We start from the raw sequence: 24,311 nt of genomic DNA, 5'->3' as shown, positions 1-24,311 counted from the left end.
GACTGACATCGAAGGGACAACCATGGAAGCCAGGGCCCAGGCGCGCTACGTGCGTGTCACGCCCATGAAGGCCCGCCGGGTGGTGGACCTTGTCCGTGGCATGAGTGCCACGGAGGCTCAGGCGGTCCTGCGTTTCGCTCCGCAGGCCGCGAGTGTGCCGGTGGGCAAGGTGCTCGACAGCGCCATCGCCAACGCCGCGCACAACTACGACCACACCGACGCCGACAGCCTCGTCATCTCCGAGGCGTACGTCGACGAGGGCCCGACTCTCAAGCGGTTCCGTCCGCGTGCGCAGGGTCGCGCCTACCGGATCCGTAAGCGGACCAGCCACATCACGGTGGTCGTCAGCAGCAAGGAAGGAACCCGGTAATGGGCCAGAAGGTTAACCCGCACGGGTTCCGGCTCGGCATCACCACGGACTTCAAGTCCCGGTGGTACGCCGACAAGCTGTACAAGGACTACGTCAAGGAAGACGTCGAGATCCGCCGCCTGCTCACGCAGGGCATGGAGCGGGCCGGCATCTCCAAGGTCGAGATCGAGCGCACCCGTGACCGGGTTCGCGTCGACGTTCACACCGCCCGTCCGGGCATCGTGATCGGCCGTCGTGGCGCCGAGGCGGAGCGGATCCGCGGCAAGCTCGAGAAGCTGACGGGCAAGCAGATCCAGTTCAACATCCTCGAGGTGAAGAACCCGGAGACGGACGCTCAGCTGGTGGCCCAGGCCGTCGCAGAGCAGCTGTCCTCCCGTGTCTCCTTCCGTCGTGCCATGCGCAAGAGCATGCAGTCGACGATGAAGGCCGGCGCCAAGGGCATCAAGATCCAGTGTGGTGGCCGTCTCGGCGGCGCCGAGATGTCCCGCTCGGAGTTCTACCGCGAGGGCCGTGTGCCGCTGCACACCCTTCGCGCGAACGTCGACTACGGGTTCTTCGAGGCCAAGACCACCTTCGGCCGCATCGGCGTCAAGGTGTGGATCTACAAGGGCGATGTGAAGAACATCGCCGAGGTCCGTGCCGAGAACGCGGCTGCCCGTGCGGGCAACCGCCCCTCGCGCGGCGGCGGCAACGACCGTCCGCGCCGTGGTGGTGGCGACCGTCGCGGTGGTGGCCGCAAGCCGCAGCAGCAGGCACAGCCCGAGGCGGCGGCCAAGGCCGACGCCCCGGCTGCTCCGGCTGCCGAGGCCGCTCCTTCTACCGGCGGAACGGAGGCCTGACCGTCATGCTGATCCCGCGCAGGGTCAAGCACCGCAAGCAGCACCACCCCAAGCGCAACGGTATGGCCAAGGGCGGTACCGAGGTCGCTTTCGGTGAGTACGGCATTCAGGCCGTCACCGCCGCGTACGTGACGAACCGGCAGATCGAGGCAGCTCGTATCGCCATGACCCGTCACATCAAGCGTGGCGGCAAGGTCTGGATCAACATCTACCCGGACCGTCCGCTGACGAAGAAGCCGGCCGAAACCCGCATGGGTTCCGGTAAGGGTTCTCCGGAGTGGTGGATCGCGAACGTCAAGCCCGGTCGGGTGATGTTCGAGCTGTCCTACCCGAACGAGAAGATTGCTCGTGAGGCGCTCACCCGCGCTGCTCACAAGCTTCCGATGAAGTGCCGGATCGTGCGGCGCGAGGCAGGTGAGTCGTGATGGCGACCGGTACCAAGGCCAACGAGCTGCGTGAGCTGAACGACGAGGAGCTCGTCGTCAAGCTGCGCGAGGCCAAGGAGGAGCTCTTCAAGCTCCGCTTCCAGGCGGCGACCGGACAGCTGGAGAACAACGGCCGGCTCAAGGCCGTCCGTAAGGACATCGCCCGGATCTACACCCTGATGCGTGAGCGCGAGCTCGGCATCGAGACGGTGGAGAGCGCCTGATGAGCGAGACGAATGTGACTGAAACGAACGAGCAGCGCGGATTCCGCAAGACCCGCGAGGGTCTGGTCGTCAGCGACAAGATGGACAAGACTGTCGTCGTCGCCGTCGAGGACCGCGTCAAGCACGCCCTGTACGGCAAGGTCATCCGCCGTACCAACAAGCTCAAGGCGCACGACGAGCAGAATGCCGCTGGGGTGGGTGACCGCGTTCTCCTGATGGAGACCCGGCCGCTTTCCGCCACCAAGCGCTGGCGCATCGTCGAGATCCTCGAGAAGGCCAAGTAACCTCCCTGAGTTCCTCAGGGCCAGTTCCGCCAGGCTCGGCAGGGGCGCACACCGTACGCGGTGAGGCCCCTGCCGGGAACCGGCAGACGATCAGGAGAGAGACGTGATCCAGCAGGAGTCGCGACTGCGTGTCGCCGACAACACGGGCGCGAAGGAAATCCTTTGCATTCGTGTTCTCGGTGGTTCGGGTCGCCGCTACGCGGGCGTCGGTGACGTCATCGTGGCCACCGTGAAGGATGCGATCCCCGGTGGCAACGTGAAGAAGGGTGACGTCATCAAGGCCGTCATCGTGCGCACCGTCAAGGAGCGCCGCCGTGCCGACGGCTCGTACATCCGCTTCGACGAGAACGCCGCCGTCATTCTGAAGAACGACGGCGACCCCCGCGGCACCCGTATTTTCGGCCCCGTGGGCCGTGAGCTGCGCGAGAAGAAGTTCATGAAGATCATCTCGCTCGCGCCGGAGGTGCTGTGAGCATGAAGATCAAGAAGGGCGACCTGGTTCAGGTCATCACCGGCAAGGACCGTGGCAAGCAGGGCAAGGTCGTTCAGGCCTTCCCGCGCGAAGACCGCGTCCTGGTCGAGGGTGTCAACCGGGTCAAGAAGCACACCAAGGCCGGCCAGACCGCTCGCGGTTCGAAGACCGGCGGCATTGTGACGACCGAGGCCCCGATTCACGTGAGCAACGTTCAGCTCATCGTGGAGAAGGACGGCAACAAGGTTGTCACTCGCGTCGGTTACCGCTTCGACGAGGACGGCAACAAGATCCGCGTTGCCAAGCGGACCGGTGAGGACATCTGATGACTGCCACCACTTCACCGCGCCTCAAGCTGCGGTACCGCGAGGACATCCAGGGCAAGATGCGTGAGGAGTTCTCCTACGAGAACGTCATGCAGATCCCCGGTCTGACCAAGATCGTGGTCAACATGGGTGTGGGCGACGCCGCCCGCGACTCCAAGCTGATCGAGGGCGCCATCCGCGACCTCACCACGATCACCGGCCAGAAGCCCGCCGTGACCAAGGCCCGCAAGTCCATCGCGCAGTTCAAGCTGCGCGAGGGCCAGCCGATCGGCGCCCACGTCACCCTTCGCGGTGACCGGATGTGGGAGTTCCTGGACAGGCTGCTCTCCCTCGCACTGCCGCGTATCCGCGACTTCCGCGGTCTCTCGCCGAAGCAGTTCGACGGTCGGGGCAACTACACCTTCGGTCTCACCGAGCAGGTCATGTTCCACGAGATCGACCAGGACAAGATCGACCGGGCCCGGGGTATGGACATCACCGTGGTGACCACGGCGACCAACGACGAAGAGGGCCGCGCCCTGCTGCGTCACCTCGGCTTCCCGTTCAAGGAGAACTGACATGGCGAAGAAGGCCCTGATCGCCAAGGCTGCCCGCAAGCCCAAGTTCGGTGTCCGCGGTTACACCCGCTGCCAGCGCTGCGGCCGTCCGCACTCCGTCTACCGCAAGTTCGGCCTGTGCCGCGTGTGCCTTCGTGAGATGGCCCACCGCGGCGAGCTGCCGGGCGTGACCAAGAGCTCCTGGTAAATGCCGTTTCCGTCGCCCGGCCGGCGTCCTCAACGGGCGCCTGACGGGCGACGGTTCGGAGAACCAGGGCTCTCGGTAAGCAATCTGGGCGACGGGAGCCCTCCCCGCATGGCTTAGCCTTGGGGGGTTGGGCGCCTCGTCGCCCGTGACAGCCGCGGGCGCATGCCCGCCAAAAGTCGCTTACTACGCCGTAGGTCCCCGTGCCGCACCCGTCCCGCCCCTGAGCGGGGAGAGGGATGGCGCATACAGGAAACCCCGGCGAGAGAGGCCGAAGGCCATCACATGACCATGACCGATCCGATCGCAGACATGCTGACGCGTCTGCGAAACGCGAACTCGGCGTACCACGACGACGTCGCGATGCCGCACAGCAAGATCAAGGCGCACATCGCGGAGATCCTCCAGCAGGAGGGTTACATCACCGGTTGGAAGGTCGAGGACGCCGAGGTCGGCAAGAGCCTCGTCCTGGAGCTGAAGTTCGGCCCCAACCGCGAGCGTTCCATCGCCGGCATCAAGCGCATCTCGAAGCCGGGCCTGCGTGTATACGCAAAGTCCACCAACCTGCCCCGCGTTCTGGGCGGCCTCGGCGTGGCGATCATCTCCACGTCGCACGGGCTGCTGACCGGCCAGCAGGCACAGAAGAAGGGCGTGGGCGGGGAAGTCCTCGCCTACGTCTGGTAACGGAAGGGAACGGAGGAAAAGCCATGTCGCGAATCGGCAAGCTCCCCATTCAGGTTCCCGCCGGTGTGGACGTCACCATCGAGGGCCGTACGGTCGCGGTGAAGGGTCCCAAGGGATCCCTCTCGCACACTGTTGCGGCACCCATCGAGGTCGCCAAGGGTGAGGACGGCGCCATTGCCGTCTCCCGCCCGAACGACGAGAGCAGGAACAAGGCTCTGCACGGCCTGTCCCGCACGCTGGTGGCGAACATGATCACTGGCGTGACCCAGGGCTACGGCAAGAAGCTCGAAATCAGCGGTGTCGGTTACCGCGTCCAGGCCAAGGGATCCAACCTGGAGTTCGCTCTGGGCTACAGCCACCCGATCCTGGTGGAGGCGCCCGAGGGCATCTCCTTCAAGGTCGAGTCGCCGACCCGTTTCTCGGTCGAGGGCATCGACAAGCAGAAGGTCGGCGAAGTCGCCGCGAACATCCGCAAGCTGCGGAAGCCCGACCCGTACAAGGCCAAGGGCGTCAAGTACGAGGGCGAAGTCATCCGCCGCAAGGTCGGAAAGGCTGGTAAGTAAGCCATGGCATACGGCGTGAAGATCGCCAAGGGCGACGCGTACAAGCGTGCTGCTGCCAAGCGCCGTCACATCCGGATCCGCAAGAAGATCTCGGGTTCGCCCGAGCGTCCGCGGCTGGTCGTGACGCGTTCCAACCGGCACATGGTGGCGCAGGTCATCGACGACATCGCGGGCCACACTGTGGCCTCCGCCTCGTCGATGGACAGCGCCATCCGCGGCGCGGAGGGTGACAAGAGCTCCCTGGCGCAGAAGGTCGGCGAGCTGGTGGCCGAGCGTGCCAAGGCTGCGGGCGTGGAGACCGTTGTTTTCGACCGCGGTGGAAACAGGTACGCCGGGCGCATCGCCGCTCTGGCGGACGCCGCCCGCGAGGCCGGGCTCAAGTTCTGAGCCGGTTCCGTAGCTAGCGGACAGACGAGAGAGGTATTTCCAATGGCTGGACCCCAGCGCCGCGGTGGCGGCGCCGGTGGCGGCGAGCGGCGGGACCGTAAGGGCCGGGACGGCGGCGCAGCTGCCGAAAAGACCGCGTACGTTGAGCGCGTCGTCGCGATCAACCGTGTCGCCAAGGTAGTGAAGGGTGGTCGTCGCTTCAGCTTCACCGCGCTGGTCGTGGTGGGCGATGGCGATGGCACCGTGGGTGTCGGATACGGCAAGGCGAAGGAAGTTCCCTCCGCCATCGCCAAGGGTGTCGAGGAGGCCAAGAAGAACTTCTTCAAGGTCCCCCGCATTCAGGGCACCATTCCGCACCCCATCCAGGGTGAGGAAGCAGCCGGTGTCGTGCTGCTCAAGCCGGCTTCCCCCGGTACCGGTGTGATCGCCGGTGGCCCGGTGCGTGCCGTGCTGGAGTGCGCGGGCATCCACGACGTGCTGAGCAAGTCGCTCGGTTCGTCCAACCCGATCAACATCGTGCACGGCACGGTGGCCGCTCTGAAGGGCCTTCAGCGCCCCGAGGAGATCGCGGCCCGCCGTGGTCTGCCGCTCGAGGACGTTGCTCCCGCCGCTCTGCTGCGGGCGCGGGCTGGGGTGAGTGCGTGATGGCGCAGCTCAAGATCACCCAGACCCGTTCTGTGATCGGTACGAAGCAGAACCACCGTGAGACGCTGCGGACCCTCGGTCTCAAGCGCGTCAACGACGTGGTCGTGAAGGAGGACCGTCCGGAGTTCCGTGGCATGGTCCACGCCGTGCGGCACCTCATCACGGTCGAGGAGGTTTCCTGAGATGGCTGAAGACAAGCCGCTCAAGATCCACAACCTCCGTCCGGCTCCGGGCGCCAAGACCGCCAAGACCCGCGTGGGTCGTGGTGAGGCGTCGAAGGGCAAGACGGCCGGTCGTGGCACCAAGGGCACCAAGGCCCGTTACCAGGTACCGGAGCGCTTCGAGGGTGGGCAGATGCCGCTGCACATGCGGCTGCCCAAGCTCAAGGGCTTCAAGAACCCGTTCAAGACCGAGTACCAGGTCGTCAACCTGGACCGTCTGGCTTCCCTCTACCCCGAGGGTGGCGAGGTCACGGTGGCCGATCTGGTCGCCAAGGGCGCGGTTCGCAAGAACAGTCTCGTCAAGGTGCTCGGCTCCGGCGAGGTCTCCGTGGCGCTGACGGTGACGGTTGACGCCGTCTCCGGCTCCGCCAAGGAGAAGATCGCCGCAGCCGGCGGCAGCGTCACCGAGCTCGTCTGAGAGTGACGCCGTGATGGCCTTCCGGGGATGCCCTCAACAGGGGCATCCCCGTTGGTCATTCCACGGGCGGCCCTCTCGCGGGTAAGGTGGCGGGCACTGCCCGCGGCCGTGACCATCGCTGTGGGCACGAAGAGTTGCTTTTCCGTCATATCCATCGTTTCTCAAGACCGTCACCTCTCGCGCAGGACGCGGAGGCCGCAGGAGGTACCGTGCTCAGCGCGTTCACCCGGGCGTTCAAGACGCCCGACCTGCGCAAGAAGCTGCTGTTCACGCTGAGCATCATCGTGCTCTTCCGGCTGGGATCGCAGATCCCGACGCCGGGTGTCAGCTATGAGCAAGTCCAGGTTTGCAAGGACGAGGCGGGCAGCGGGCAGTCGGGTCTGTTCGACCTGGTGAACATGTTCAGTGGTGGCGCACTGATGCAGATCACCATCTTCGCGCTCGGGATCATGCCGTACATCACGGCAAGCATCATCCTTCAGCTGCTCGTCGTGGTGATCCCGCGACTTGAGGCGCTGAAGAAGGAGGGTCAGGCCGGCCAGGCCAAGATCACCCAGTACACGCGTTACCTGACCATGGCGCTCGCAGTGCTCCAGGCGACCGGTCTGGTGGCGGCTGCCCGCAGCGGCACTCTCTTCCAGGGATGCAGCGTCGCGAACGAAGTCGTGCCGGACGGCTCGATGTTCGCCACCATCTCCATGGTGGTCGTGATGACCGCGGGCACCGCGCTGATCATGTGGCTCGGTGAGCTCATCACCGACCGCGGTATCGGCAACGGCATGTCGATGCTGATGTTCGTCTCCATCGCCTCGGGCTTCCCGGGCGCGCTGTGGGCGATCAAGCAGCAGGGTGACCTGGCGGGTGGCTGGATCGAGTTCGGGACCGTGATCCTCTGCGGTCTCGGAATGGTCGGTCTGGTTGTCTTCGTCGAGCAGGCGCAGCGCCGAATTCCGGTGCAGTACGCGAAGCGGATGATCGGGCGGCGTTCCTATGGCGGGACGTCGACCTACATCCCGCTGAAGGTGAACCAGGCGGGTGTGATTCCTGTCATCTTCGCCTCGTCCCTGCTCTACATCCCGGCACTCGTCGTCCAGTTCAGCAACTCGGACGCGGGCTGGGCGGACTGGGTCCGGCAGAACCTGGAGCGGCAGGATGCCCCGCTTTACGTCCTGACGTACTTCTTGCTCATCGTCTTCTTCGCATTCTTCTACGTCGCCATCTCCTTCAACCCCGAAGAAGTTGCCGACAACATGAAGAAGTATGGTGGGTTCATTCCCGGTATCCGGGCCGGACGCCCAACGGCGGAGTACCTGGGTTACGTGCTGAACCGCATCACGTGGCCCGGCGCCATCTACCTTGGTCTGATCGCCCTGGTGCCCACCGTCGCGCTGATCGCATTCAATGCGCAGGGTGAGTTCCCGTTCGGCGGGACAAGCATCCTGATCATCGTGGGTGTTGGACTCGAAACTGTTCGGCAGATCGAGAGCCAGCTCCAGCAGCGCAACTACGAAGGGTTCCTCCGCTAATGCGTATCGTCCTCGTCGGACCGCCTGGAGCGGGCAAGGGCACGCAGGCTGCGCTTCTCGCCCAGACTCTGTCTGTTCCGCACATCTCCACCGGCGATCTCTTCCGCGCCAACATCAGCCAGGGCACCGAACTCGGGCTCAAGGCCCAGCAGTTCATGCGCGAGGGCCAGCTGGTGCCGGACGAGGTCACGATCGGGATGGCCAAGGACCGGATGGACCAGGCGGACGCCGAGGACGGTTTTCTGCTCGACGGTTTCCCCCGCAACCTCGCACAGGCCGAAGCGCTCGACGAGATCCTCCGCGACGCGGAGCTGAAGCTCGACGCGGTGCTGGACCTGGAGGTCCCCGAGGAGGAGATCGTCAAGCGGATCGCCGGGCGGCGCATGTGCCGCCAGGACAGCAGCCACATCTTCCACGTCGAGTACACCCCCTCCAAGGAGCAGGGCGTGTGCGACACGTGCGGTGGTGAGCTGTACCAGCGCGAGGACGACCACGAGGAGACCGTGCGCAAGCGCCTCGAGGTCTACCACAGCGAGACCGAGCCGATCATCGACTACTACCGTTCCCAGGGCCTGGTGACCACGCTCTCCGCGCTCGGCGCGGTGTCCGACGTCACCTCCCGGGCGCTCAGCGCGCTCGGCCGGGCGGAAGCCGCGTAGTCGAAGCAGCTGCTCGGCAGCACTGAACACCGGTGGCCGCGAACCCGAGTGGGGTTCGCGGCCACCGGTGTTCAGTGCGTCAGACGCGCGGTCGGGGCCGGCGCACGACCTCCACCGCGGACGGCAGGCCCTCCAGACCGCTGAGGTTCTCGACGCGGCTGAGGAAGAGCGTGCGCAGCTCCGGGGCCGCGGCCAGAGCCGTCACGTCCAGCTCGGTGGCGTCGTGTATCTGCAGCGCCTGCATCGCCGGGAAGAGCTGTACCAGCCGGCGTACCCACTCGGTCGGTCCGCCGCCGCGCACACACGGGTAGGTGACGGTCGCCAGGGGCACCAGCTCGGTCTCCGTCGTGGGCAGCGCCACCGACTCCAGATGGAGCGTGCGGAGCTCGGGGAGGGCGTGCAGCGCGTTCCAGTCCGCGAGTTGGAGCGGGCGCTCGCGCTGGGCGACATGGAGCCTGGTCAGCTGCGGGCAGCGCTCGATGCCGCGCAGCCGCACCGTCCAGGAGGAGAGCCCGAGCTCGGTCAGCGGCAGGCCGAACGGGAGCACGGCCGCCGCGTCGTCGCACTGCGACATGCTGCCGAAGACCAGCTTGTTCAGCCGGTCCATGTCCTGGAGCGGCCCGAAGTCGCGCAGCTTCGGCAGCAGGTTGAGGTGCAGTGAACGCAGCGGCAGGTCGCCGATGTCGGCGAGGTCGCTCAGGCTCAGGCAGCCGGAGACCCTGAGCCGGGTGAGCGAGGTGCAGCCGCGGAGCTCGTCCAGGTCCTCGATCAGGTTGTTGTTGACGAGCTCGAACTCGGTCAGGCGGTTGCCGGCCACCGCCTCCGCGAGCTGGTCGGAGGTGAAATCGCCGGACAACCGCAGGTGGGTCACGGGGAGGCGGAGGATCTGCTCCAGCTCGGGCGCCGACCGGACGGTGACCAGAGTGGCGGGTACGCGGTCGAGCAGCGGACGCAGGATCTCGTGCGCGTAGGTCGCGGTGTCGAACCGGTCCCAGTGACCGGCGAGTTGGTAGGCGACCACGTTCGTCGGGCGCTCCAGGAAGCGCAGCAGCAGGGGCAGCGGGGCGTCGCCGCCGCGCTGGCACGCGGTGTGCACGACTGCCGAGGACTCGTCGTCCTGCAGCCCTTCCGGGCCGGGCAGCAGATCGAGGATCACCGGGCCGGCCGCGGCGAGCTCCTTGGCCTCCGCGTAGCTCCGCGGCGGCACCAGCGCGCCCGTACGCGCCTCCACCTCCACCCGGACCTCCGGATCGAGCTTCGGCGCGTGCTCGAGGCAGGCGGTCGCCAGCAGGTGCAGCCTGGTCCTGTGGATGGGCTCGCTGTCCCCGCGCTCGATCAACTGCCGCAGCAGGGCGGCGCGTTCGTCCGGTCTGGCGTGGGCGACCGCCATCCGCAGCACGTCGGCCCACTGGTCGAGGTGGGCGTGCTGGGCGAGCACGCCGAGATCGCCCTCCTCGACGGCGGCCCTGGCGCCCAGATAGTCCTGGAAGGTGCGATGGACGAAGTCGACGGCACCGGGGGCCGGCTCGCGCAGCAGCCCGGACCTGAGCAGCAGATGGTCGAACACCTCCTGGGCGTCCGCCTGTTGGGCGACGTACGGCATAGCGGGCAGGGCGCGTGCGATCAGACGGACCGCACCGGACTTGTCCAGCTCGGAGCGGCCGTTGCGGATCAGCCAGTACGCCAGCTTCTGCAGCAGCGAGGTCTGGGCCTCGTCGTCGAGCTCGAGGGAGGAGCCGGGCATGACCTCGCGCTCGACGTCCCTGCGGTAGAGGAGCGTGGAGAGCGCCGCGTCGTACAGCGCTTTGCGCCCGCGCGGGAGGTAGCCCCGGCGCTCGCGGTGGAGCGCGCAGATCAGGCCGCACATCAGGGGGTTGGAGGCCAGACCGGCCAGGTCCGGTTTGGTGCGCAGCGTCTCCAGCAGGGCGGGGGCGAGGTCCTCGTCCGCGTCGGCTGCGGTGTGCCAGCGGCCGACGAACGCCGTGACCTCGGCGCGGCTCATGGGTGAGAGAGACAGCTCGCTGAACCGGTCCTCGGCGAGCCAGCCGTCCCGTACGGCGGTGGCCCGGGTGGTGACCACCCACTGGTTCTGAGGGAAGGCGGTGAGCTGGTCGCGCAACCAGCGCCGGGTGCGCTCGCGCTCCTCGGCCGGCTGCTCGTCCACGCCGTCGATCAGCAGCACGCCGCGCCCGGCGGAGAGCACCCGCTCCACCCAGCCCTCCGGCTGGCTGCCCGCGAGCGGGCAACCGGTCGCCGCGAGGAACTGGGAGGGCAGCGGGAGCCCCGCGCCGCCCCGGGTGAGGGTGCGCAGCGGCAGAACGAAGGGCACCCGGCCGAGCAGGTGCGGCACGCCGGCGTCGGCGTCCTGGCGCGCGGTGGTCACCGCGAGCCACTGCACCAGAGTCGTCTTCCCGGAACCGGCGAGCCCGCGCAGCATCACACGTTCGTGCCCGGCGAGCGCGCGGTCCGCGGCCTGGCGCGCGCCCCCTACGGCGTGCGGGAGCGTCAACCCGTCGCCACGGCCGTCCTGCTGGTGCTGCCGCGCGTCGGGCAGCTCGTGGCGCAGCTCCGCCGACGCCTCCACCCGCAGGCTCAGGTACGCCGAGTCCAGCGGCCATTCGCGGCTCTGCCGGAGATCGAGGCCGTAGATGGTGAGCGAGTTGTACTTGCGGTCGACGAACTCCGCGTACCGGCGCTCGAACCGGGCGTCCGCGACGCTCGGCGACGGCATGCGGGCGGCGAGCTGGTCGAGCCGGTCGACGACGTCCCGCAACCGGCGGCTCTGCTCCACCTGCTGCCGCGGCACGAAGGAGGAGCGTTGGGTGAAGAAGTGCAGTATGTGCAGACAGGCAGTCTCCAGCAGCGCCTCGTAGAGATACGTCGCGTCCTGGCTCAGATCCCTGGCTGCGTCCGGAGCCGCCTCCCGTAAGCGCAGTGCGAAGGCACGGTGGCCGAGGTCGACCGCCTGGGCGTCCTCCATGCCCAGCTCGCCGAGGCCGAGCAGCGTACGGCAGAGCGCGTCGGTCACGGCCAGGTCCTGGTCGGCTCCGATCGGACGCTCGCCCGTGCTCACCGCCCGCCGCACCAGCTCACTCGCGATCCGGTGCACCTCGCGCTCGCCGACCACCCGTTTCTCGCCGCCGAACGACACCAGCCCGCTGATCCGCACCGGCGTCCTGACGAGGTCCGCCCCCCTTCCCTCCTGCACGAACAACCGTTTCACCAGCGGGCTCACCACACTCGAGGCCAGCCGGGTCCCCACCACACCGAAGTCCATGAGCACCGAGAGTAGGTGCGCACTCACGTACGTGTCGACGGTGCCGGGGGCGCCGAAGGGGTTGGCCACGAAGCGGTCGGCGGTCAGATCCGAGCGGCCGACGTAGCCCCGCGCCAACCCGACGCCTGCCACGTACAGTTCACCGGCCACGCCGATCGGGCACAGCCGCAGCCGGCTGTCGAGCACGTAGACCTGCTTGCCGTCCAGCGGGCCGCCGATCGGCACCGGCTCGGTCACCGCGCCGCCCGGACGCAGCCAGGGATCTGAGCCAGGACGCGACGTATCTCTACGAGGCGCTGCCGACCGCCTCGGTGCGCCAGACCCTGGCGGCCTGCCCCGACCTGACCGTGGTCAACGCCTACGGCCCCACCGAGGTCACCGTCATGGCCGCCGCGTACGCGCTGCGTCCGGGCGGCGCGGTGACCGAGCCGGTGCCGATCGGCGGCCCGCTGGACGGCAAGCAGGTCTACGTGCTCGACAGCCGGCTGCGGCTGTGCCCGATCGGCGTGGCCGGTGAACTGTACGTGGCAGGCGTCGGGTTGGCGCGGGGCTACGTCGGCCGCTCGGATCTGACCGCCGACCGCTTCGTGGCCAACCCCTTCGGCGCCCCCGGCACCCGGCTCTACCGCACCGGCGACGTGGTGCGCTGGCGCTCGGACGGCGAGCTGGAGTTCGTCGGCCGCCGGGACAACCAGGTCAAGCTGCGCGGCTTCCGCATCGAGCTGGGCGAGATCGAGTCCGCTCTCGCCGCCCACGAGGCCGTCGGCCACATCGCGGTCGTGGTCCGCGAGGACCGTCCGGGCGTCAAGCAGCTGGTCGGCTACGCCGTACCGGCGGCGGGCGCCGAGCTGGACACCGAGGAGCTGCGCCGCTGGGCCGGCAGCGCCTTCTGGTCGACCTTCCCGTTGGTGGTCAGCGGCAGGGTGTCGAGCGCGATGATCGGGCGCGGCACCATGTAGTCGGGCAGCCGGTCGCCGGCCCAGCGGCGCAGCTCCTCGGTGTCCAGCTCGGCGCCCGCCGCCGGTACGGCGTAGCCGACCAGCTGCTTGACGCCCGGACGGTCCTCGCGGACCACGACCGCGATGTGGCCGACGGCCTCGTGGGCGGCGAGAGCGGACTCGATCTCGCCCAGCTCGATGCGGAAGCCGCGCAGCTTGACCTGGTTGTCCCGGCGGCCGACGAACTCCAGCTCGCCGCCCGCATCTTCGCGATCTGCTCGGGGGTTTTGATCTCCACCATCTCGGCTGACGCCTCCAGCTCAGACAACAACAACTGACCGCCCGTGCCGGACGTAACCCCCAACGATACGGCTCCCCGACCGGCGGTGGGGAGAGCGGTGTGCGACCGGGCCCTGCGGGGTCTCGCGGGCCCGTACGCGCCCGCCGGTCGGGGAGCCGTATCGTTGGGGGTTACGTCCGGCACGGGCGGTCAGTTGTTGTTGTCTGAGCTGGAGGCGTCAGCCGAGATGGTGGAGATCAAAACCCCCGAGCAGATCGCGAAGATGCGGGCGGCGGGGCTGGTGGTCGCAGCCATGCACAAGGAGTGCGCCGCGGCGGCCGTACCCGGTGCGACCACCAAGGACCTCGACGAGGTCGCGGCCAAGGTGCTCGCCGACCACGGCGCCAAGCCCAATTTCCTCGGCTACGGCGGGTTCCCCGGCAACATCTGTACCTCGGTCAACGATGTCGTCGTCCACGGCATCCCGGACCGGGAGACCGTGCTGAACTCCGGCGACGTGCTCTCCATCGACGCGGGCGCCATCATCGACGGCTGGCACGGTGACGCCGCGATCACCGTCTTCGTGGGCGAGGGCCACGCACCGGAGCTGCTCGAACTCAGCCGGGTCACCGAGGAGTCCATGTGGGCCGGGCTCGCCGCGATGCGCAAGGGCAACCGGCTCGTCGACATCTCCAAGGCGGTCGAGGGCTACATCCGCCGCCAACCCCGTCCGGCCAGCGGCAAGTACGGGATCATCGAGGACTACGGCGGGCACGGCATCGGCAGCGAGATGCACATGGACCCGCACGTGCTGAACTACGTCGAGCGCCGACGCGGACGCGGCCCCAAGCTCGTACCGGGAATGTGCCTGGCGATCGAGCCGATGGTCAGCCTCGGCACCGCCAAGACACACGTGCTGGAGGACGACTGGACCGTCGTGACCGACGACCACTCGTGCTCCAGCCACTGGGAGCACTCCATCGCGCTCACCGAGCAGGGCCCGCTCGTCCTCACCGCCCCCGACGGCGGCCGGGCGAAGCTCGCCGAGTACGGCGTCGAAGCAGCCCCCGACCCGCTGGGCTGAGCGCCGCCGCTCGCGCGCCCGGGGAGGCGCGCGGCGCCGGCGGGCTTTGCCCGGGGGAGTGCGGCGTGGGCCGGGCCCTGCCCGCGGGTGCGCGAAGTGAGCGTGGAGCCCGTGGAGGCGCCCCGTTGAGCCCGGGGCTTGCTTGGTGCTGAGCGCGCTCTGAGCACTGTGTCGCCGAAGCCCAGGCTGCTGCGGCGAGAGTGCGGTGGTGCGGTGTATGACCGGGACCCGCCGTGCGTCAGCGCACGGCGGGTCCGTTGCCGTCGGGCCGGTTGCCGTGCGCTGCTCGCCCGGAGCCGTGGACACGAGCGGCTGGAACGCCCGGCGACGGCGGGCGCAGGCGAAGCCCTCCGCACAACCTCACCCGCCCTGACCACTGGCACGGCCGTCGAAGCGTGACGTTTCTGCAGGTCGAGGCAGTCAACGCGAGGTCTAAACCGATACACCAAAGCGTGGTGGTCAGACCGTTCTGTCCCGATTCGCCGCTATTGGCACGGCGAAGGCTGCCAGAGTGATCAACGCGAAGTCCCGCAGTGCTGCGCGGCGTTGAAGTGCGCCCGCGGCGGACCTCGACGTACCCACTCTCCGCCTACCTCCGAAACGAGGCCCGATGAAGCGCTTGCTCATCGCCGTACTGGCCACCACCACCGTGCTCACCGCCCCCACCATCGCCTACGCCACCGCCGACCGATCCACCCCACCGGACGCCCGCGCGGCAAAGTGGCACAAAATGAATGATCAGAGCACCTCTGGCGCACAGTGGAGCGATGCTCGATATCGCTTTCTTCCCGCAGGGCCGGAGACTCGTGGTGCCTTCAATTTCACCGGGACTCTTCGTTCGACTGACAAGAACAACGGCGTATACCTCGAGGTTGCGGTTCACGGATACGCGCCGAATGTATTTCGTGCCTCGCGCGGAACCGCCAAGAGGTACAACAAGAATGTGTTCGACGGTGCGATGCAGCGGACGCGGGACGTACGAGTGCGCGTCTGTCGGGATCGCGGAACTCTAATCCCCGACAACTGTTCCGGAAAGGAAGAGTACGTCCGTTGAGTAGCTGCGGGCCCGTCGTGAAGGTTCGAGGGCTGAATTATCAGTACAGTCCGGGTCAGCCTGTGCTACGAGATGTCGACCTGGATGTCGAAGCAGGTGAATCTGTGGCAATTACGGGCCCGAGTGGATGCGGTAAATCCACGCTGCTGCTTGCGCTGGCTGGAATTATTCGTCCGGACCAGGGGGAAATTCGCATTGCAGGAACGAATGTTCGCACGGCTGACGATGACGCGATCTGTGTCATGCGCCGTGATGCGATGGGTTTCGTGTTCCAGCTTGGGGAACTCATTGCGGAACTGACGCTGCTCGAGAATGTTGCAATCCCGCTGGAGCTGAAGGGTGTTCGGCGCCACGAGGCTCGGCGCCGCGCCCGATCTCATATGAAAGAGTTGGGTATCGAAGAGCTGGGCAATCGTTTCCCAGGTGAGGTGTCGGGAGGGCAGTCCCAGCGAGCTGCGGTTGCTCGAGCTTTGATGAATGATCCTGTGGTTGTCCTGGCTGACGAGCCGACGGGTGCATTGGATGGTGATAATGCGCGCCGAGTCCTCGATCAACTCCTGACTATGACTGCGATCCGTGGCACGTCTCTGGTAATGGTTACCCACGACCAGAACGTTGCGGTGGCAGCGGACAGGCAGATTCATATGGCGGATGGATGTGTCCGCTCGGACGGATTGGCCGCAAAATGTCTGTGACGCTGCGCCTGGGAATCCGCTTGCTTCGGGTGCGGGACCGCAGAAGGGCTATCGCTCTTGCTCTCACAGTCATCGGTCTCGCCTTGGCTGGAGTATGTGCGCTACTTGCATTCGCATCGTTCTCCGTGGTTGAACACAGAAAATCGGTTGGACTCGCGCGGAGTCCGATGCTCCTCGAAAATGAGACAGAACGCGGGCATGTCTGGATCCATAGCGAGACGCTCGCGTACGACAGGAATGTCGTCTTCCGTACCGGCGTTGCAACTGACCGAAGCGATGCTGCTAGATCTGTTACGAAGCCTCCGGGGGTGGCTGAATGGCCTGGCCCAGGAGAGCTTGTCGTTTCGCCGCGCTTTCTGGAGGAACTAGAGCGCTCGGACTTGTTGCAGGCTTGGGCAGCAGGAAGAGTGGTAGGGACCATCGGTGAGCCTGGCCTGCGCTCTCCGGATGAACTCGTGGTCTATCAGGGCCTTCAGCTTGAAGAACTGGGCGAGCAGGCGCGGGCAATTGCTGGCTATGGTGGCAGGTTCCCCATGAATATTGAGCTTCAAGAAAGCCAAGTGCAGGGACTTGCCGGCTTCTTTCTGGCGTGCCTAGGATTGCCAATTTGTGCACTACTGATGGTTGCCACTCGGCTATCCGCGACAATCCGAACGCGTAGGTTTGCTGCCCTGCGTCTTCTTGGAGTATCGGCTCGTCAAACAGCTCGCGTAAATGCGGTAGAGCAGATGGTTGTCGGTCTTTCGGCAGGCGTCGTTGCGCTTCTGCTTTATCCCCCCGTGAATTATTTCGTTGCCGGTAGCGGAGTACTATCGGTGACCTGGTTCCCTCAAGCTACTTCCACTGGGCCGCTCGGAGCTTCTACTCTCCTGCTGGGTTCTGTTGCTCTCTCTTGGTTCCTTGGTGCGAGAGTTGCGGCGGATGCCATTCGCGCACCTTGGACGCAGAGGCGCTGGATTCCTGAGGAGCGTGTCCGTTGGTGGCAGCTGCTGCCATTGGCGGTAGGTGTTGCAGGTCTGTGGTGGCAATTCTGGCGAGGCTATTTCCATGGCGATGATGGTAATGAATCCTCGATGACAAATGCGCCGGTAATGATCTTCTTCGTGTTCCTTACTGGTATCGGTATGCTTTTGGGTGCTGGTGTTCTGACGGCGGTGGTGGGACGGTGGTGGAGGAAATCGCATCGTGTGACACGCCGGATCGGAGGTGCGCGTGCAGCATTCAATGCAATTTCGTCCGGGAAGCTCGCGGCCGGAGTTATGGTACTGGTCTTCGCTGTCGGTGTTGGAATTGGGCATTCTCGTGATGCCCGCGCTACGAGCGAGCTGAACCCGGATGACCCTGCCGTCTTCTCTGTTTCACTTGAAAAACTCACCAATCGCCAGCTGTCGCAAGCCCTGGAAGTGCCAGACGCCTCCGCCGTTGCGCTTGCTGCAGGTGGTTTCGGCGAATCCTCCTCTCTGCTATTCACCGACTGTCGGGGGCTTCGGTTTGTGAGTGGGATGAAGCTTGACAAATGTGACTTGAGGTCAGGTTCTGGCTATCGAGTGTCAGAAATTAAGGCCGGGGAGCCGATGATTATCGACAATCTCTCATCCGGCAGGACTGAGTTCGCCGCGCCTAAGTCCACTCTTACGCCTCGAGGAAGCCTTGTTCCGAGGATCGATTCACCGCTCGGTGGTTATGATGCGGTGCTGCCGATCTCTGCGCCTGGTGCGCGCCAGGCAGCCGATCAATTAGTCCTAGTCCCGGACGAACAGAATATTGACGAGATGATGGCGAAGCTGTTGGCGATTGCGCCTTACAGTCAGCCTTCTGTGTATGGAGAGAATCCGGCTCAGGCGGAGATCAACTCGATGTTGGGGGCGTACATCAGATTCGCTTTTGTGCTCGGCGGTTTGGTGGCGCTGATGGCGTTGGTGGTGGCTCTGCTCGATCGCGCGGTCCAGCGCCGAAGAGTGAACGCGCGGATGCTCGCGCAGGGCATGCGTCCCGGGCAGCTGCGTGCGGTGCAGGCGTGGGAGGCAGCGGCCTCGATGGTGCCGCAGGTGGCACTGGCCTGGTTGCTCGGCATTGTGGGTGCAATGACGTGGCAGTACACCGGAGGACTGATTCGGACGCCGGACTGGGTTGCTTTCGGTTGGCTCACACTCGGCACCCTGGTCGCTGTGGCGACGGCCGTGACGATTGCCGCGTTCTCGACGCCCCGGCGAGTGGAGCCCCAGCTTTTGAGAGCGGAGTGAAGTAGAGGCCGGGCTGAGTGAGTGCCGGGCGTTGCGCAGGCCTGCACTGGATGGATCGGTGAGCGTGGCCGTGGTGCTGGCCATCGGTGGTGATCTTGAGAGTGCACGTAGGGATGCCCCCCCGTACGCCTCTCTCGCGTTGTCTTGCCTGTCCCTCTGTATCCGCTCCCCGCCCGGGCGGGGAGCGGATACAGAAGAAGGGCTGGGGTGTGACGGTTGTCGCTGGGGCTGGTTGTCGCTCCGTGACGCCCCGGCGTGCTGAAGTTGGTGTTCTGTACCCCGTAGCCCCGTAGCCCCGTAGCCCCGTAGCCCCGTAGGCGCCGTGGTCCTGGGGTGCGGCTTTGGGTGGGGGTTGCGCCTGTGCGCGGGCGGCGGAGAGGCGCGGTGTGAGTTGCGCCGCATGCCTGCTCGAGGTGCTGCTCGTGGCCGGGTATCCGGCCCAACTGGGCTTAATGATCTTCCAGTTGGGGGAGGATACCCGGATTCGTCTTTCGGGAGGCGCTGCCGTAGACTGGCTCGTCGGTCCTTGCGTATTTCTGTGCTCGGACTGATCCAGGTAGCCGATCCCGGAAGGTGAAGCGCTCAAGCATGGCCAAAAAACAAGGGGCCATCGAGATCGAGGGCACTGTCGTCGAATCTCTGCCGAACGCGATGTTCAAGGTGGAGCTTCAGAACGGCCACCAGGTCCTCGCGCACATCAGCGGCAAGATGCGGATGCACTACATCCGTATCCTTCCCGACGACCGTGTCGTGGTGGAGCTCTCTCCCTATGACCTGACGCGTGGACGGATCGTCTACCGCTACAAGTAGATCGAGCCACCATCCCGCTCCCGTGGGGTGATGGCCTGACCCGGAGAACCTCACATCCCATGAAGGTCAAGCCGAGCGTCAAGAAGATCTGCGACAAGTGCAAGGTGATCCGCCGTCACGGGCGGGTCATGGTCATCTGCGACAACCTGCGCCACAAGCAGCGCCAGGGCTGACGCGGTACCGGCACTAGCCGCTTCTTCGCACGACGCGAGTGCGCCCGCAGGGTGCGCTCACCACAAGTAGATACGCAGTCACCCGTTCTTGGCGGCCCCAGCGGCCGGCCGGGGACGACACCCCCGGACGGAGGCCGGGGACCTCGCCCGCGAGAGGCTGGGGAGAGGTGCTGCGGAAGACCTCCGACGATCATCAGGAGCCACATTCATGGCACGCCTTGAAGGCGTTGATCTCCCGCGTGAAAAGCGCATCGAGGTCGCCCTCACCTATGTCTTCGGCATCGGTCGCACCCGATCGCAGGAAGCGCTGAAGAGCACCGGTGTGAGCCCGGACGTCCGGGTGCGCGACCTCAGCGAGGAAGACCTCGTCAAGCTGCGCGAGTACGTGGACGCCAACTTCCAGACCGAGGGTGACCTCCGCCGGGAGATCCAGGCCGACATTCGCCGCAAGGTCGAGATCGGCAACTACCAGGGTCTGCGTCACCGTCGTGGCCTGCCGGTCCGCGGTCAGCGCACCAAGACCAACGCCCGCACCCGCAAGGGCCCGCGTCGCGCCATCGCCGGTAAGAAGAAGCCGGGCAAGAAGTAGTCCACACCGGACGCTGCTGCGGAGCCGCGGGACTCGTCCCACAGGTTCGCAGGACATCGCGGTCCGTGTTGTAGGACCGACCACCTCCACGGGAGTAAAACCATATGCCTCCGAAGGGCCGTACGGCCGGCGCCAAGAAGGTGCGCCGCAAGGAGAAGAAGAACGTCGCCCACGGGCACGCTCACATCAAGAGCACGTTCAACAACACCATCGTCTCCATCACCGACCCCACCGGCAACGTGATCTCCTGGGCCTCGGCCGGGCACGTCGGTTTCAAGGGTTCGCGCAAGTCGACTCCGTTCGCCGCGCAGATGGCCGCCGAGTCGGCCGCCCGCCGCGCGCAGGAGCACGGCATGCGCAAGGTTGACGTGTTCGTCAAGGGTCCCGGCTCCGGCCGTGAGACCGCGATCCGCTCGCTCCAGGCCACCGGCCTGGAGGTCGGCTCCATCCAGGACGTCACCCCGACCCCGCACAACGGTTGCCGTCCGCCCAAGCGTCGTCGCGTCTGACGCCGGGCTGACCGGGTAGTCGGGCCGGTCCGGGACATCGGGTCCCGGGTCGAGCCCCGCGGGGTACGGGCGGTACGGCACTTTCGGTGCCGTACCGCCCGTACCCTTGTAGCAATGGCCCCGGGCGCAGGTCCGGGGCTCGGCATCAAATAGCGGTTGCCGAATACTGGAGGCACATTCTCATGCTGATCGCTCAGCGCCCCTCTCTGACCGAAGAGGTCGTCGACGAGTTCCGCTCACGGTTCGTGATCGAGCCGCTGGAGCCGGGCTTCGGCTACACCCTCGGTAACTCCCTGCGTCGTACGCTCCTGTCCTCGATCCCCGGTGCGGCTGTCACCAGCATCCGGGTCGACGGTGTCCTGCACGAGTTCACCACCGTGCCGGGTGTGAAGGACGACGTCACGGACCTGATCCTCAACATCAAGCAGCTGGTCGTCTCCTCGGAGCACGACGAGCCCGTCGTGATGTACCTGCGCAAGCAGGGCCCCGGCCTGGTCACCGCCGCGGACATCGCGCCGCCGGCCGGTGTCGAGGTGCACAACCCCGACCTGGTCCTCGCCACTCTCAACGGCAAGGGCAAGCTGGAGATGGAGCTGACCGTCGAGCGCGGTCGCGGCTACGTCTCCGCGGTGCAGAACAAGCAGGTCGGCCAGGAGATCGGCCGCATTCCGGTCGACTCCATCTACAGCCCGGTGCTGAAGGTCACCTACAAGGTCGAGGCGACCCGTGTCGAGCAGCGCACCGACTTCGACAAGCTGATCGTCGACGTCGAGACCAAGGAGGCCATGCGTCCGCGCGACGCCGTGGCGTCCGCGGGCAAGACGCTGGTCGAGCTGTTCGGTCTGGCCCGTGAGCTCAACGTCGACGCCGAGGGCATCGACATGGGCCCGTCCCCGACCGACGCCGCGCTGGCCGCCGATCTGGCGCTGCCGATCGAGGAGCTGGAGCTCACCGTCCGCTCCTACAACTGCCTCAAGCGCGAGGGCATCCACTCGGTCGGCGAGCTCGTGGCCCGCTCCGAGGCGGACCTGCTCGACATCCGCAACTTCGGTGCCAAGTCGATCGACGAGGTCAAGGCAAAGCTGGCCGGCATGAGCCTGGCGCTCAAGGACAGCCCGCCCGGATTCGACCCGACCGCCGCCGCCGACGCCTTCGGCTCGGACGACGACGACCAGGGCTTCGTCGAGACCGAGCAGTACTGAGCCGGTACTGCTCACGAGCCCCGCGAGGGGCTGTGAACTCGGCTGGGCGACCGCTCAGCCGGCCTGACACCGGTACCTGATACGGCCGGTGCAGAGAACAAGGAGAGAGAACATGCCGAAGCCCACCAAGGGTGCCCGTCTGGGCGGCAGCGCGTCGCACCAGAAGGCCATGCTGGGGAACCTGGCAACCAGCCTTTTCGAGCACGGCCGCATCACCACGACCGAGGCCAAGGCTCGTCGCCTGCGCCCGGTCGCGGAGCGTCTGATCACCAAGGCGAAGAAGGGCGACCTTCACAACCGCCGCCAGGTCATGCGCACGATCCTGGACAAGAGCGTCGTCCACGCGCTCTTCACCGAGATCGGCCCGCGGTACGAGAACCGCCCGGGTGGTTACACCCGGATCACCAAGGTCGGTCCGCGCCGTGGCGACAACGCTCCCATGGCCGTGATCGAGCTGGTCGAGGCCCTGACGGTGCAGCAGGCGGCGGTCGGTGAGGCCGAGGCCGCCACCAAGCGCTCCGCCAAGGACGCCGCCGGCGACGACGCCCTGAAGGACCTCAAGAAGGACGAGGCCCCGAAGGACGCCGAGCCCGAGGACGCGGCCCCGGCCGACGAGGCCGAGGACAAGAAGGACGCCTGAGGCGCCCTTCCGTCCGGCAGAGTCCGGATACGGGCCCGCTCCCTGCTGGGGGCGGGCCCGTTCCTGTTTGCGAGGATTGCCACATGAGCGATGCGGTGGAGCCCGGCTTTGTGCGGGTGCGGCTTGATCTGGCCTACGACGGCAGGGACTTCTCCGGCTGGGCGACCCAGCACGGCCGGCGTACCGTGCAGGGCGAACTGCAGGACGCCCTGCGGGTGGTGATGCGCCGCGGCGAGGCCGACGGCCCGGTCGAGCTGACTGTCGCGGGGCGTACGGACGCGGGGGTGCACGCCCGCGGCCAGGTGGCCCATGTCGACCTGCCGGAGGCGGAGTGGGCCGTGCACGGCGAGCAGTTGCTGCGGCGGTTGGCCGGCCGGCTGCCGATGGACGTACGGGTGCGACGGGTCGTACGGGCGCCGGCCCACTTCAACGCGCGCTTCTCGGCGGTCTGGCGCCGCTACTGCTACCGCGTCAGCGACCACCCGGGCGGCGTCGACCCGCTGCGCCGCGGCCATGTCCTCTGGCACAACTGGCCGTTGGACGAGGACGCGATGAACGCCGCCGCCGAACAGCTGCTGGGCGAGCACGACTTCGCGGCGTACTGCAAGAAGCGCGAGGGCGCCACCACCATCCGTACGCTCCGTACGCTGCGCTGGGAGCGGTTGCCGGACGGTGTGCTGGAGGCGACGGTGCTGGCCGACGCGTTCTGCCACAACATGGTGCGTTCGCTGGTCGGCGCGATGCTCTTCGTCGGGGACGGGCACCGGCCGCCACACTGGCCGGCCGAGGTGCTGGCCGCCGGCGTGCGCGACTCGGCGGTGCACGTCGTACGACCGCACGGGCTGACGCTGGAGGAGGTCGGCTACCCGGCCGACGAGCAGCTGGCCGCGCGGAACCTCGAAGCGCGAAACAGGCGTACGCTGCCCGCCGGTTCGGGGGCCACCGGCTCCGGAGCCGGGGCGGCGGAGGCTGCGGCGGGCCCGGGGTCGGACTGCTGCTGAGCGGACGCCGCCAAGAGGCACGGCCAAGAGGCACCGCCACACGACGGGCCAGAGGCGCGGCCGGGCGCGGCGGCTCTGCGTGGGTGGCGGTACGGGCGCGGCCGTGCGTCGCCGCCGGAGCCGCGTCCTGCGTGCCGCCCCGTCGCCGACGTGCGTGCTTGCAGAGGACGCGCAACACGACCCGTACCGGCCCGGGTCCGCCCGGTTCGCGCCGCGCAGCGGTGGCTCAGCCGTCCTGCTCCAGCTGTTCCGCGTACGCCTTGTCGGCCTGGTCCTCGCCGCGCTGGTGGATCTGCTCGAAGGTGTACTTCGCCAGATCGCGGCCGGTGGCCTGCGCGGTGTCGCCCGCCTTCGCGTCCTTGCCGTTCTCGTAGCCGGCGACGGTGAAGTAGGCGTAGCGGCCTACGGAGTTGGCGCTGACGTGGCAGGCGGAGGTCTGGCAGAACTCGCTGACCCCGGAACCGTCGAGCGGTGAGATCTGCTGTGCCTCGCCGGCGGTGGCGCGGGCCTGCGCGCGGGTGTCGAAGAGGGCCACGCCGACCGTCACCACCCGTCCGCCGCCTATGAAGGTGGCGCGGTGCAGCTGTTTGCACGCGTTGCTCTTCAGCGCGGCGCTGAGTCCACCGCCGGCGGCGTTCTCGCAGGTGGTGGTGTTGGCGGTGCCGCGTCGCAGGTAGGTGCGCCCGTTGACGCTCACCTCGGCGGTGGAGAAGAGTCGCTTGGCGCTCAGCGGCGCGGTGTCCTTCTTCGGGTCGGTGATGAAGTCCGTGGGGTTGGGCGGCGGGGGCGGCGCCTTGGACTCGAAGGTCGGCTTGGGCCCCTGGCTGGACGGCAGCTCCTCGGGTGTCGGCAGCGCGCCCTGCGAGCCGTCGTCGTCACGGCCCTGCGCGACCACGGCGACCGCTATCACCGCCGCGAGCGCGACCGCGGCCATTCCGCCCCCGCCGAGGAACAGCAACCGCCGCTTGCGTGCGTGCGAGGCCTCCGCGTCGCTCGCCAAGGCGTTCCAGTCCGGCGTGTGTGATCCGCCAG

At 67.1% G+C, this 24,311-nt stretch carries 31 protein-coding genes and 2 pseudogenes; 30 read left to right on the top strand and 3 right to left on the bottom strand.

The window, feature by feature from the left end:
* Positions 1 to 22 precede the first annotated feature (22 nt).
* The 17 genes from rplV to JGS22_RS04350 all read left to right on the top strand — a co-directional run bounded on the left by rplV (position 23) and on the right by JGS22_RS04350 (position 8,784).
* A complete protein-coding gene (gene rplV / locus JGS22_RS04430; RefSeq protein WP_211039102.1) occupies positions 23 to 370 on the top strand; it encodes a 50S ribosomal protein L22 in 348 nt (115 codons plus the stop codon).
* Positions 370 to 1,209 (top strand): 30S ribosomal protein S3, encoded by an 840-nt coding sequence (gene rpsC / locus JGS22_RS04425; RefSeq protein ID WP_211039085.1) that lies wholly within the window; start codon positions 370 to 372, stop codon positions 1,207 to 1,209. The genes rplV and rpsC overlap by 1 nt, the downstream gene beginning before the upstream one ends.
* A gap of 5 nt (positions 1,210 to 1,214) precedes the next feature.
* A complete protein-coding gene (rplP, locus tag JGS22_RS04420; RefSeq protein WP_211039086.1) occupies positions 1,215 to 1,634 on the top strand; it encodes a 50S ribosomal protein L16 in 420 nt (139 codons plus the stop codon).
* Entirely contained in the window at positions 1,634 to 1,858 is a 225-nt protein-coding gene (gene rpmC, locus JGS22_RS04415) for a 50S ribosomal protein L29 (protein ID WP_211039087.1), read from the top strand. Before rplP ends, rpmC begins: the two co-directional genes overlap by 1 nt.
* Entirely contained in the window at positions 1,858 to 2,142 is a 285-nt protein-coding gene (rpsQ, locus tag JGS22_RS04410) for a 30S ribosomal protein S17 (RefSeq protein ID WP_211039088.1), read from the top strand. Before rpmC ends, rpsQ begins: the two co-directional genes overlap by 1 nt.
* A gap of 103 nt (positions 2,143 to 2,245) precedes the next feature.
* Entirely contained in the window at positions 2,246 to 2,614 is a 369-nt protein-coding gene (rplN, locus tag JGS22_RS04405) for a 50S ribosomal protein L14 (protein ID WP_211039089.1), read from the top strand.
* 2 nt (positions 2,615 to 2,616) lie between these two features.
* Complete coding sequence (gene rplX, locus JGS22_RS04400) at positions 2,617 to 2,940, top strand: 50S ribosomal protein L24 (protein ID WP_211039090.1); 324 nt, start codon at positions 2,617 to 2,619, stop codon at positions 2,938 to 2,940.
* On the top strand, positions 2,940 to 3,497 hold the full coding sequence (gene rplE / locus JGS22_RS04395) for a 50S ribosomal protein L5 (protein ID WP_211039091.1): 558 nt from the start codon (positions 2,940 to 2,942) through the stop codon (positions 3,495 to 3,497). The genes rplX and rplE overlap by 1 nt, the downstream gene beginning before the upstream one ends.
* 1 nt (position 3,498) lies before the next feature.
* Positions 3,499 to 3,684: a type Z 30S ribosomal protein S14 gene (locus tag JGS22_RS04390; RefSeq protein ID WP_003948630.1), complete on the top strand. Its 186-nt coding sequence runs from the start codon at positions 3,499 to 3,501 to the stop codon at positions 3,682 to 3,684.
* Positions 3,685 to 3,966: 282 nt separating this feature from the next.
* A complete protein-coding gene (gene rpsH, locus JGS22_RS04385) occupies positions 3,967 to 4,365 on the top strand; it encodes a 30S ribosomal protein S8 (protein WP_211039092.1) in 399 nt (132 codons plus the stop codon).
* Positions 4,366 to 4,388: 23 nt separating this feature from the next.
* The gene (gene rplF, locus JGS22_RS04380) at positions 4,389 to 4,928 is read left to right on the top strand and encodes a 50S ribosomal protein L6 (protein ID WP_211039093.1); all 540 of its coding nucleotides are present in this window, start codon (positions 4,389 to 4,391) and stop codon (positions 4,926 to 4,928) included.
* A gap of 3 nt (positions 4,929 to 4,931) precedes the next feature.
* Positions 4,932 to 5,315, top strand: coding sequence for a 50S ribosomal protein L18 (gene rplR, locus JGS22_RS04375; protein ID WP_211039094.1), 384 nt, complete (start codon positions 4,932 to 4,934; stop codon positions 5,313 to 5,315).
* Positions 5,316 to 5,357: 42 nt separating this feature from the next.
* Positions 5,358 to 5,960, top strand: a complete 603-nt coding sequence (gene rpsE, locus JGS22_RS04370) for a 30S ribosomal protein S5 (protein ID WP_211039095.1) — start codon at positions 5,358 to 5,360, stop codon at positions 5,958 to 5,960.
* Positions 5,960 to 6,142, top strand: a complete 183-nt coding sequence (gene rpmD, locus JGS22_RS04365) for a 50S ribosomal protein L30 (protein ID WP_211039096.1) — start codon at positions 5,960 to 5,962, stop codon at positions 6,140 to 6,142. The genes rpsE and rpmD overlap by 1 nt, the downstream gene beginning before the upstream one ends.
* A 1-nt stretch (position 6,143) precedes the next feature.
* Complete coding sequence (gene rplO / locus JGS22_RS04360) at positions 6,144 to 6,599, top strand: 50S ribosomal protein L15 (RefSeq protein ID WP_211039097.1); 456 nt, start codon at positions 6,144 to 6,146, stop codon at positions 6,597 to 6,599.
* 209 nt (positions 6,600 to 6,808) lie between these two features.
* The gene (secY, locus tag JGS22_RS04355; RefSeq protein ID WP_211039098.1) at positions 6,809 to 8,125 is read left to right on the top strand and encodes a preprotein translocase subunit SecY; all 1,317 of its coding nucleotides are present in this window, start codon (positions 6,809 to 6,811) and stop codon (positions 8,123 to 8,125) included.
* Positions 8,125 to 8,784 carry an adenylate kinase gene (locus JGS22_RS04350; protein WP_211039099.1) on the top strand — a complete coding sequence of 220 codons (660 nt, stop codon included), beginning with the start codon at positions 8,125 to 8,127 and terminating at the stop codon, positions 8,782 to 8,784. The genes secY and JGS22_RS04350 overlap by 1 nt, the downstream gene beginning before the upstream one ends.
* A gap of 79 nt (positions 8,785 to 8,863) precedes the next feature.
* Here JGS22_RS04350 and JGS22_RS04345 read toward each other — a convergent pair.
* A pseudogene (locus tag JGS22_RS04345) lies at positions 8,864 to 12,298 on the bottom strand (NACHT domain-containing protein); the annotation flags it as partial.
* A gap of 53 nt (positions 12,299 to 12,351) precedes the next feature.
* Between JGS22_RS04345 and JGS22_RS25940 the strand changes: the two are divergent.
* Positions 12,352 to 12,906 (top strand): annotated as a pseudogene (locus JGS22_RS25940) (AMP-binding protein); the annotation flags it as partial.
* On the opposite strand, the gene JGS22_RS04335 reads toward JGS22_RS25940, so the two are convergent.
* Positions 12,882 to 13,136, bottom strand: coding sequence for an AMP-binding enzyme (locus JGS22_RS04335; RefSeq protein WP_308405508.1), 255 nt, complete (start codon positions 13,134 to 13,136; stop codon positions 12,882 to 12,884). The pseudogene JGS22_RS25940 and the gene JGS22_RS04335 sit on opposite strands and share 25 nt — an antisense overlap.
* Before the next feature lie 9 nt (positions 13,137 to 13,145).
* On the opposite strand from JGS22_RS04335, the gene JGS22_RS25935 reads away from it, so the two are divergent.
* The 12 genes from JGS22_RS25935 to truA all read left to right on the top strand — a co-directional run bounded on the left by JGS22_RS25935 (position 13,146) and on the right by truA (position 23,279).
* Positions 13,146 to 13,337 (top strand): hypothetical protein, encoded by a 192-nt coding sequence (locus tag JGS22_RS25935; RefSeq protein WP_236073020.1) that lies wholly within the window; start codon positions 13,146 to 13,148, stop codon positions 13,335 to 13,337.
* Between the two features lie 189 nt (positions 13,338 to 13,526).
* On the top strand, positions 13,527 to 14,363 hold the full coding sequence (gene map / locus JGS22_RS04330; RefSeq protein WP_211042973.1) for a type I methionyl aminopeptidase: 837 nt from the start codon (positions 13,527 to 13,529) through the stop codon (positions 14,361 to 14,363).
* A 610-nt stretch (positions 14,364 to 14,973) separates the two neighbouring features.
* On the top strand, positions 14,974 to 15,417 hold the full coding sequence (locus JGS22_RS04325) for a hypothetical protein (RefSeq protein WP_211042975.1): 444 nt from the start codon (positions 14,974 to 14,976) through the stop codon (positions 15,415 to 15,417).
* A 62-nt stretch (positions 15,418 to 15,479) separates the two neighbouring features.
* Entirely contained in the window at positions 15,480 to 16,112 is a 633-nt protein-coding gene (locus JGS22_RS04320; protein ID WP_216814832.1) for an ABC transporter ATP-binding protein, read from the top strand.
* A 308-nt stretch (positions 16,113 to 16,420) separates the two neighbouring features.
* The gene (locus JGS22_RS04315) at positions 16,421 to 18,355 is read left to right on the top strand and encodes an FtsX-like permease family protein (protein ID WP_211042979.1); all 1,935 of its coding nucleotides are present in this window, start codon (positions 16,421 to 16,423) and stop codon (positions 18,353 to 18,355) included.
* Positions 18,356 to 18,943: 588 nt separating this feature from the next.
* A complete protein-coding gene (infA, locus tag JGS22_RS04310; protein ID WP_003948620.1) occupies positions 18,944 to 19,165 on the top strand; it encodes a translation initiation factor IF-1 in 222 nt (73 codons plus the stop codon).
* 59 nt (positions 19,166 to 19,224) lie between these two features.
* On the top strand, positions 19,225 to 19,338 hold the full coding sequence (gene rpmJ / locus JGS22_RS04305) for a 50S ribosomal protein L36 (protein WP_003956441.1): 114 nt from the start codon (positions 19,225 to 19,227) through the stop codon (positions 19,336 to 19,338).
* Positions 19,339 to 19,546: 208 nt separating this feature from the next.
* Entirely contained in the window at positions 19,547 to 19,927 is a 381-nt protein-coding gene (gene rpsM / locus JGS22_RS04300) for a 30S ribosomal protein S13 (RefSeq protein ID WP_211043120.1), read from the top strand.
* 104 nt (positions 19,928 to 20,031) lie between these two features.
* Positions 20,032 to 20,436: a 30S ribosomal protein S11 gene (gene rpsK / locus JGS22_RS04295; protein WP_004571845.1), complete on the top strand. Its 405-nt coding sequence runs from the start codon at positions 20,032 to 20,034 to the stop codon at positions 20,434 to 20,436.
* 182 nt (positions 20,437 to 20,618) lie between these two features.
* Entirely contained in the window at positions 20,619 to 21,638 is a 1,020-nt protein-coding gene (locus JGS22_RS04290; RefSeq protein WP_211043123.1) for a DNA-directed RNA polymerase subunit alpha, read from the top strand.
* 112 nt (positions 21,639 to 21,750) lie between these two features.
* On the top strand, positions 21,751 to 22,278 hold the full coding sequence (gene rplQ, locus JGS22_RS04285; RefSeq protein ID WP_211043125.1) for a 50S ribosomal protein L17: 528 nt from the start codon (positions 21,751 to 21,753) through the stop codon (positions 22,276 to 22,278).
* Positions 22,279 to 22,361: 83 nt separating this feature from the next.
* Positions 22,362 to 23,279 (top strand): tRNA pseudouridine(38-40) synthase TruA, encoded by a 918-nt coding sequence (gene truA / locus JGS22_RS04280; RefSeq protein WP_211043126.1) that lies wholly within the window; start codon positions 22,362 to 22,364, stop codon positions 23,277 to 23,279.
* 226 nt (positions 23,280 to 23,505) lie between these two features.
* Here truA and JGS22_RS04275 read toward each other — a convergent pair whose 3' ends face one another.
* Positions 23,506 to 24,279: a hypothetical protein gene (locus JGS22_RS04275; protein ID WP_236073018.1), complete on the bottom strand. Its 774-nt coding sequence runs from the start codon at positions 24,277 to 24,279 to the stop codon at positions 23,506 to 23,508.
* Positions 24,280 to 24,311: the final 32 nt, after the last annotated feature.

This window comes from Streptomyces tardus, from assembly GCF_018101125.2.
In the GTDB taxonomy this organism is placed as follows: Bacteria; Actinomycetota; Actinomycetes; order Streptomycetales; family Streptomycetaceae; genus Streptomyces; species Streptomyces tardus.
Note: the sequence above shows the minus strand (reverse complement) of the source record. Positions and strands in the feature narration are given on the sequence as shown.

Excerpts from the sequence above, each read along its gene's own strand:
- rpsM (WP_211043120.1), top strand. The coding sequence starts at position 19,547 with ATGGCACGCCTTGAAGGCGTTGATCTCCCGCGTGAAAAGCGCATCGAG.
- map (WP_211042973.1), top strand. The coding sequence starts at position 13,527 with ATGGTGGAGATCAAAACCCCCGAGCAGATCGCGAAGATGCGGGCGGCG.
- rplO (WP_211039097.1), top strand. The coding sequence starts at position 6,144 with ATGGCTGAAGACAAGCCGCTCAAGATCCACAACCTCCGTCCGGCTCCG.
- rplE (WP_211039091.1), top strand. The coding sequence starts at position 2,940 with ATGACTGCCACCACTTCACCGCGCCTCAAGCTGCGGTACCGCGAGGAC.
- rpsH (WP_211039092.1), top strand. The coding sequence starts at position 3,967 with ATGACCATGACCGATCCGATCGCAGACATGCTGACGCGTCTGCGAAAC.
- rplR (WP_211039094.1), top strand. The coding sequence starts at position 4,932 with ATGGCATACGGCGTGAAGATCGCCAAGGGCGACGCGTACAAGCGTGCT.
- rplQ (WP_211043125.1), top strand. The coding sequence starts at position 21,751 with ATGCCGAAGCCCACCAAGGGTGCCCGTCTGGGCGGCAGCGCGTCGCAC.
- rplP (WP_211039086.1), top strand. The coding sequence starts at position 1,215 with ATGCTGATCCCGCGCAGGGTCAAGCACCGCAAGCAGCACCACCCCAAG.
- JGS22_RS04325 (WP_211042975.1), top strand. The coding sequence starts at position 14,974 with ATGAAGCGCTTGCTCATCGCCGTACTGGCCACCACCACCGTGCTCACC.
- rplX (WP_211039090.1), top strand. The coding sequence starts at position 2,617 with ATGAAGATCAAGAAGGGCGACCTGGTTCAGGTCATCACCGGCAAGGAC.
- rpmC (WP_211039087.1), top strand. The coding sequence starts at position 1,634 with ATGGCGACCGGTACCAAGGCCAACGAGCTGCGTGAGCTGAACGACGAG.
- JGS22_RS04290 (WP_211043123.1), top strand. The coding sequence starts at position 20,619 with ATGCTGATCGCTCAGCGCCCCTCTCTGACCGAAGAGGTCGTCGACGAG.
- rpsE (WP_211039095.1), top strand. The coding sequence starts at position 5,358 with ATGGCTGGACCCCAGCGCCGCGGTGGCGGCGCCGGTGGCGGCGAGCGG.
- infA (WP_003948620.1), top strand. The coding sequence starts at position 18,944 with ATGGCCAAAAAACAAGGGGCCATCGAGATCGAGGGCACTGTCGTCGAA.
- truA (WP_211043126.1), top strand. The coding sequence starts at position 22,362 with ATGAGCGATGCGGTGGAGCCCGGCTTTGTGCGGGTGCGGCTTGATCTG.
- rpmD (WP_211039096.1), top strand. The coding sequence starts at position 5,960 with ATGGCGCAGCTCAAGATCACCCAGACCCGTTCTGTGATCGGTACGAAG.
- rpsC (WP_211039085.1), top strand. The coding sequence starts at position 370 with ATGGGCCAGAAGGTTAACCCGCACGGGTTCCGGCTCGGCATCACCACG.
- rpsK (WP_004571845.1), top strand. The coding sequence starts at position 20,032 with ATGCCTCCGAAGGGCCGTACGGCCGGCGCCAAGAAGGTGCGCCGCAAG.
- JGS22_RS04350 (WP_211039099.1), top strand. The coding sequence starts at position 8,125 with ATGCGTATCGTCCTCGTCGGACCGCCTGGAGCGGGCAAGGGCACGCAG.
- rplF (WP_211039093.1), top strand. The coding sequence starts at position 4,389 with ATGTCGCGAATCGGCAAGCTCCCCATTCAGGTTCCCGCCGGTGTGGAC.
- rpmJ (WP_003956441.1), top strand. The coding sequence starts at position 19,225 with ATGAAGGTCAAGCCGAGCGTCAAGAAGATCTGCGACAAGTGCAAGGTG.
- rpsQ (WP_211039088.1), top strand. The coding sequence starts at position 1,858 with ATGAGCGAGACGAATGTGACTGAAACGAACGAGCAGCGCGGATTCCGC.
- rplV (WP_211039102.1), top strand. The coding sequence starts at position 23 with ATGGAAGCCAGGGCCCAGGCGCGCTACGTGCGTGTCACGCCCATGAAG.
- JGS22_RS04390 (WP_003948630.1), top strand. The coding sequence starts at position 3,499 with ATGGCGAAGAAGGCCCTGATCGCCAAGGCTGCCCGCAAGCCCAAGTTC.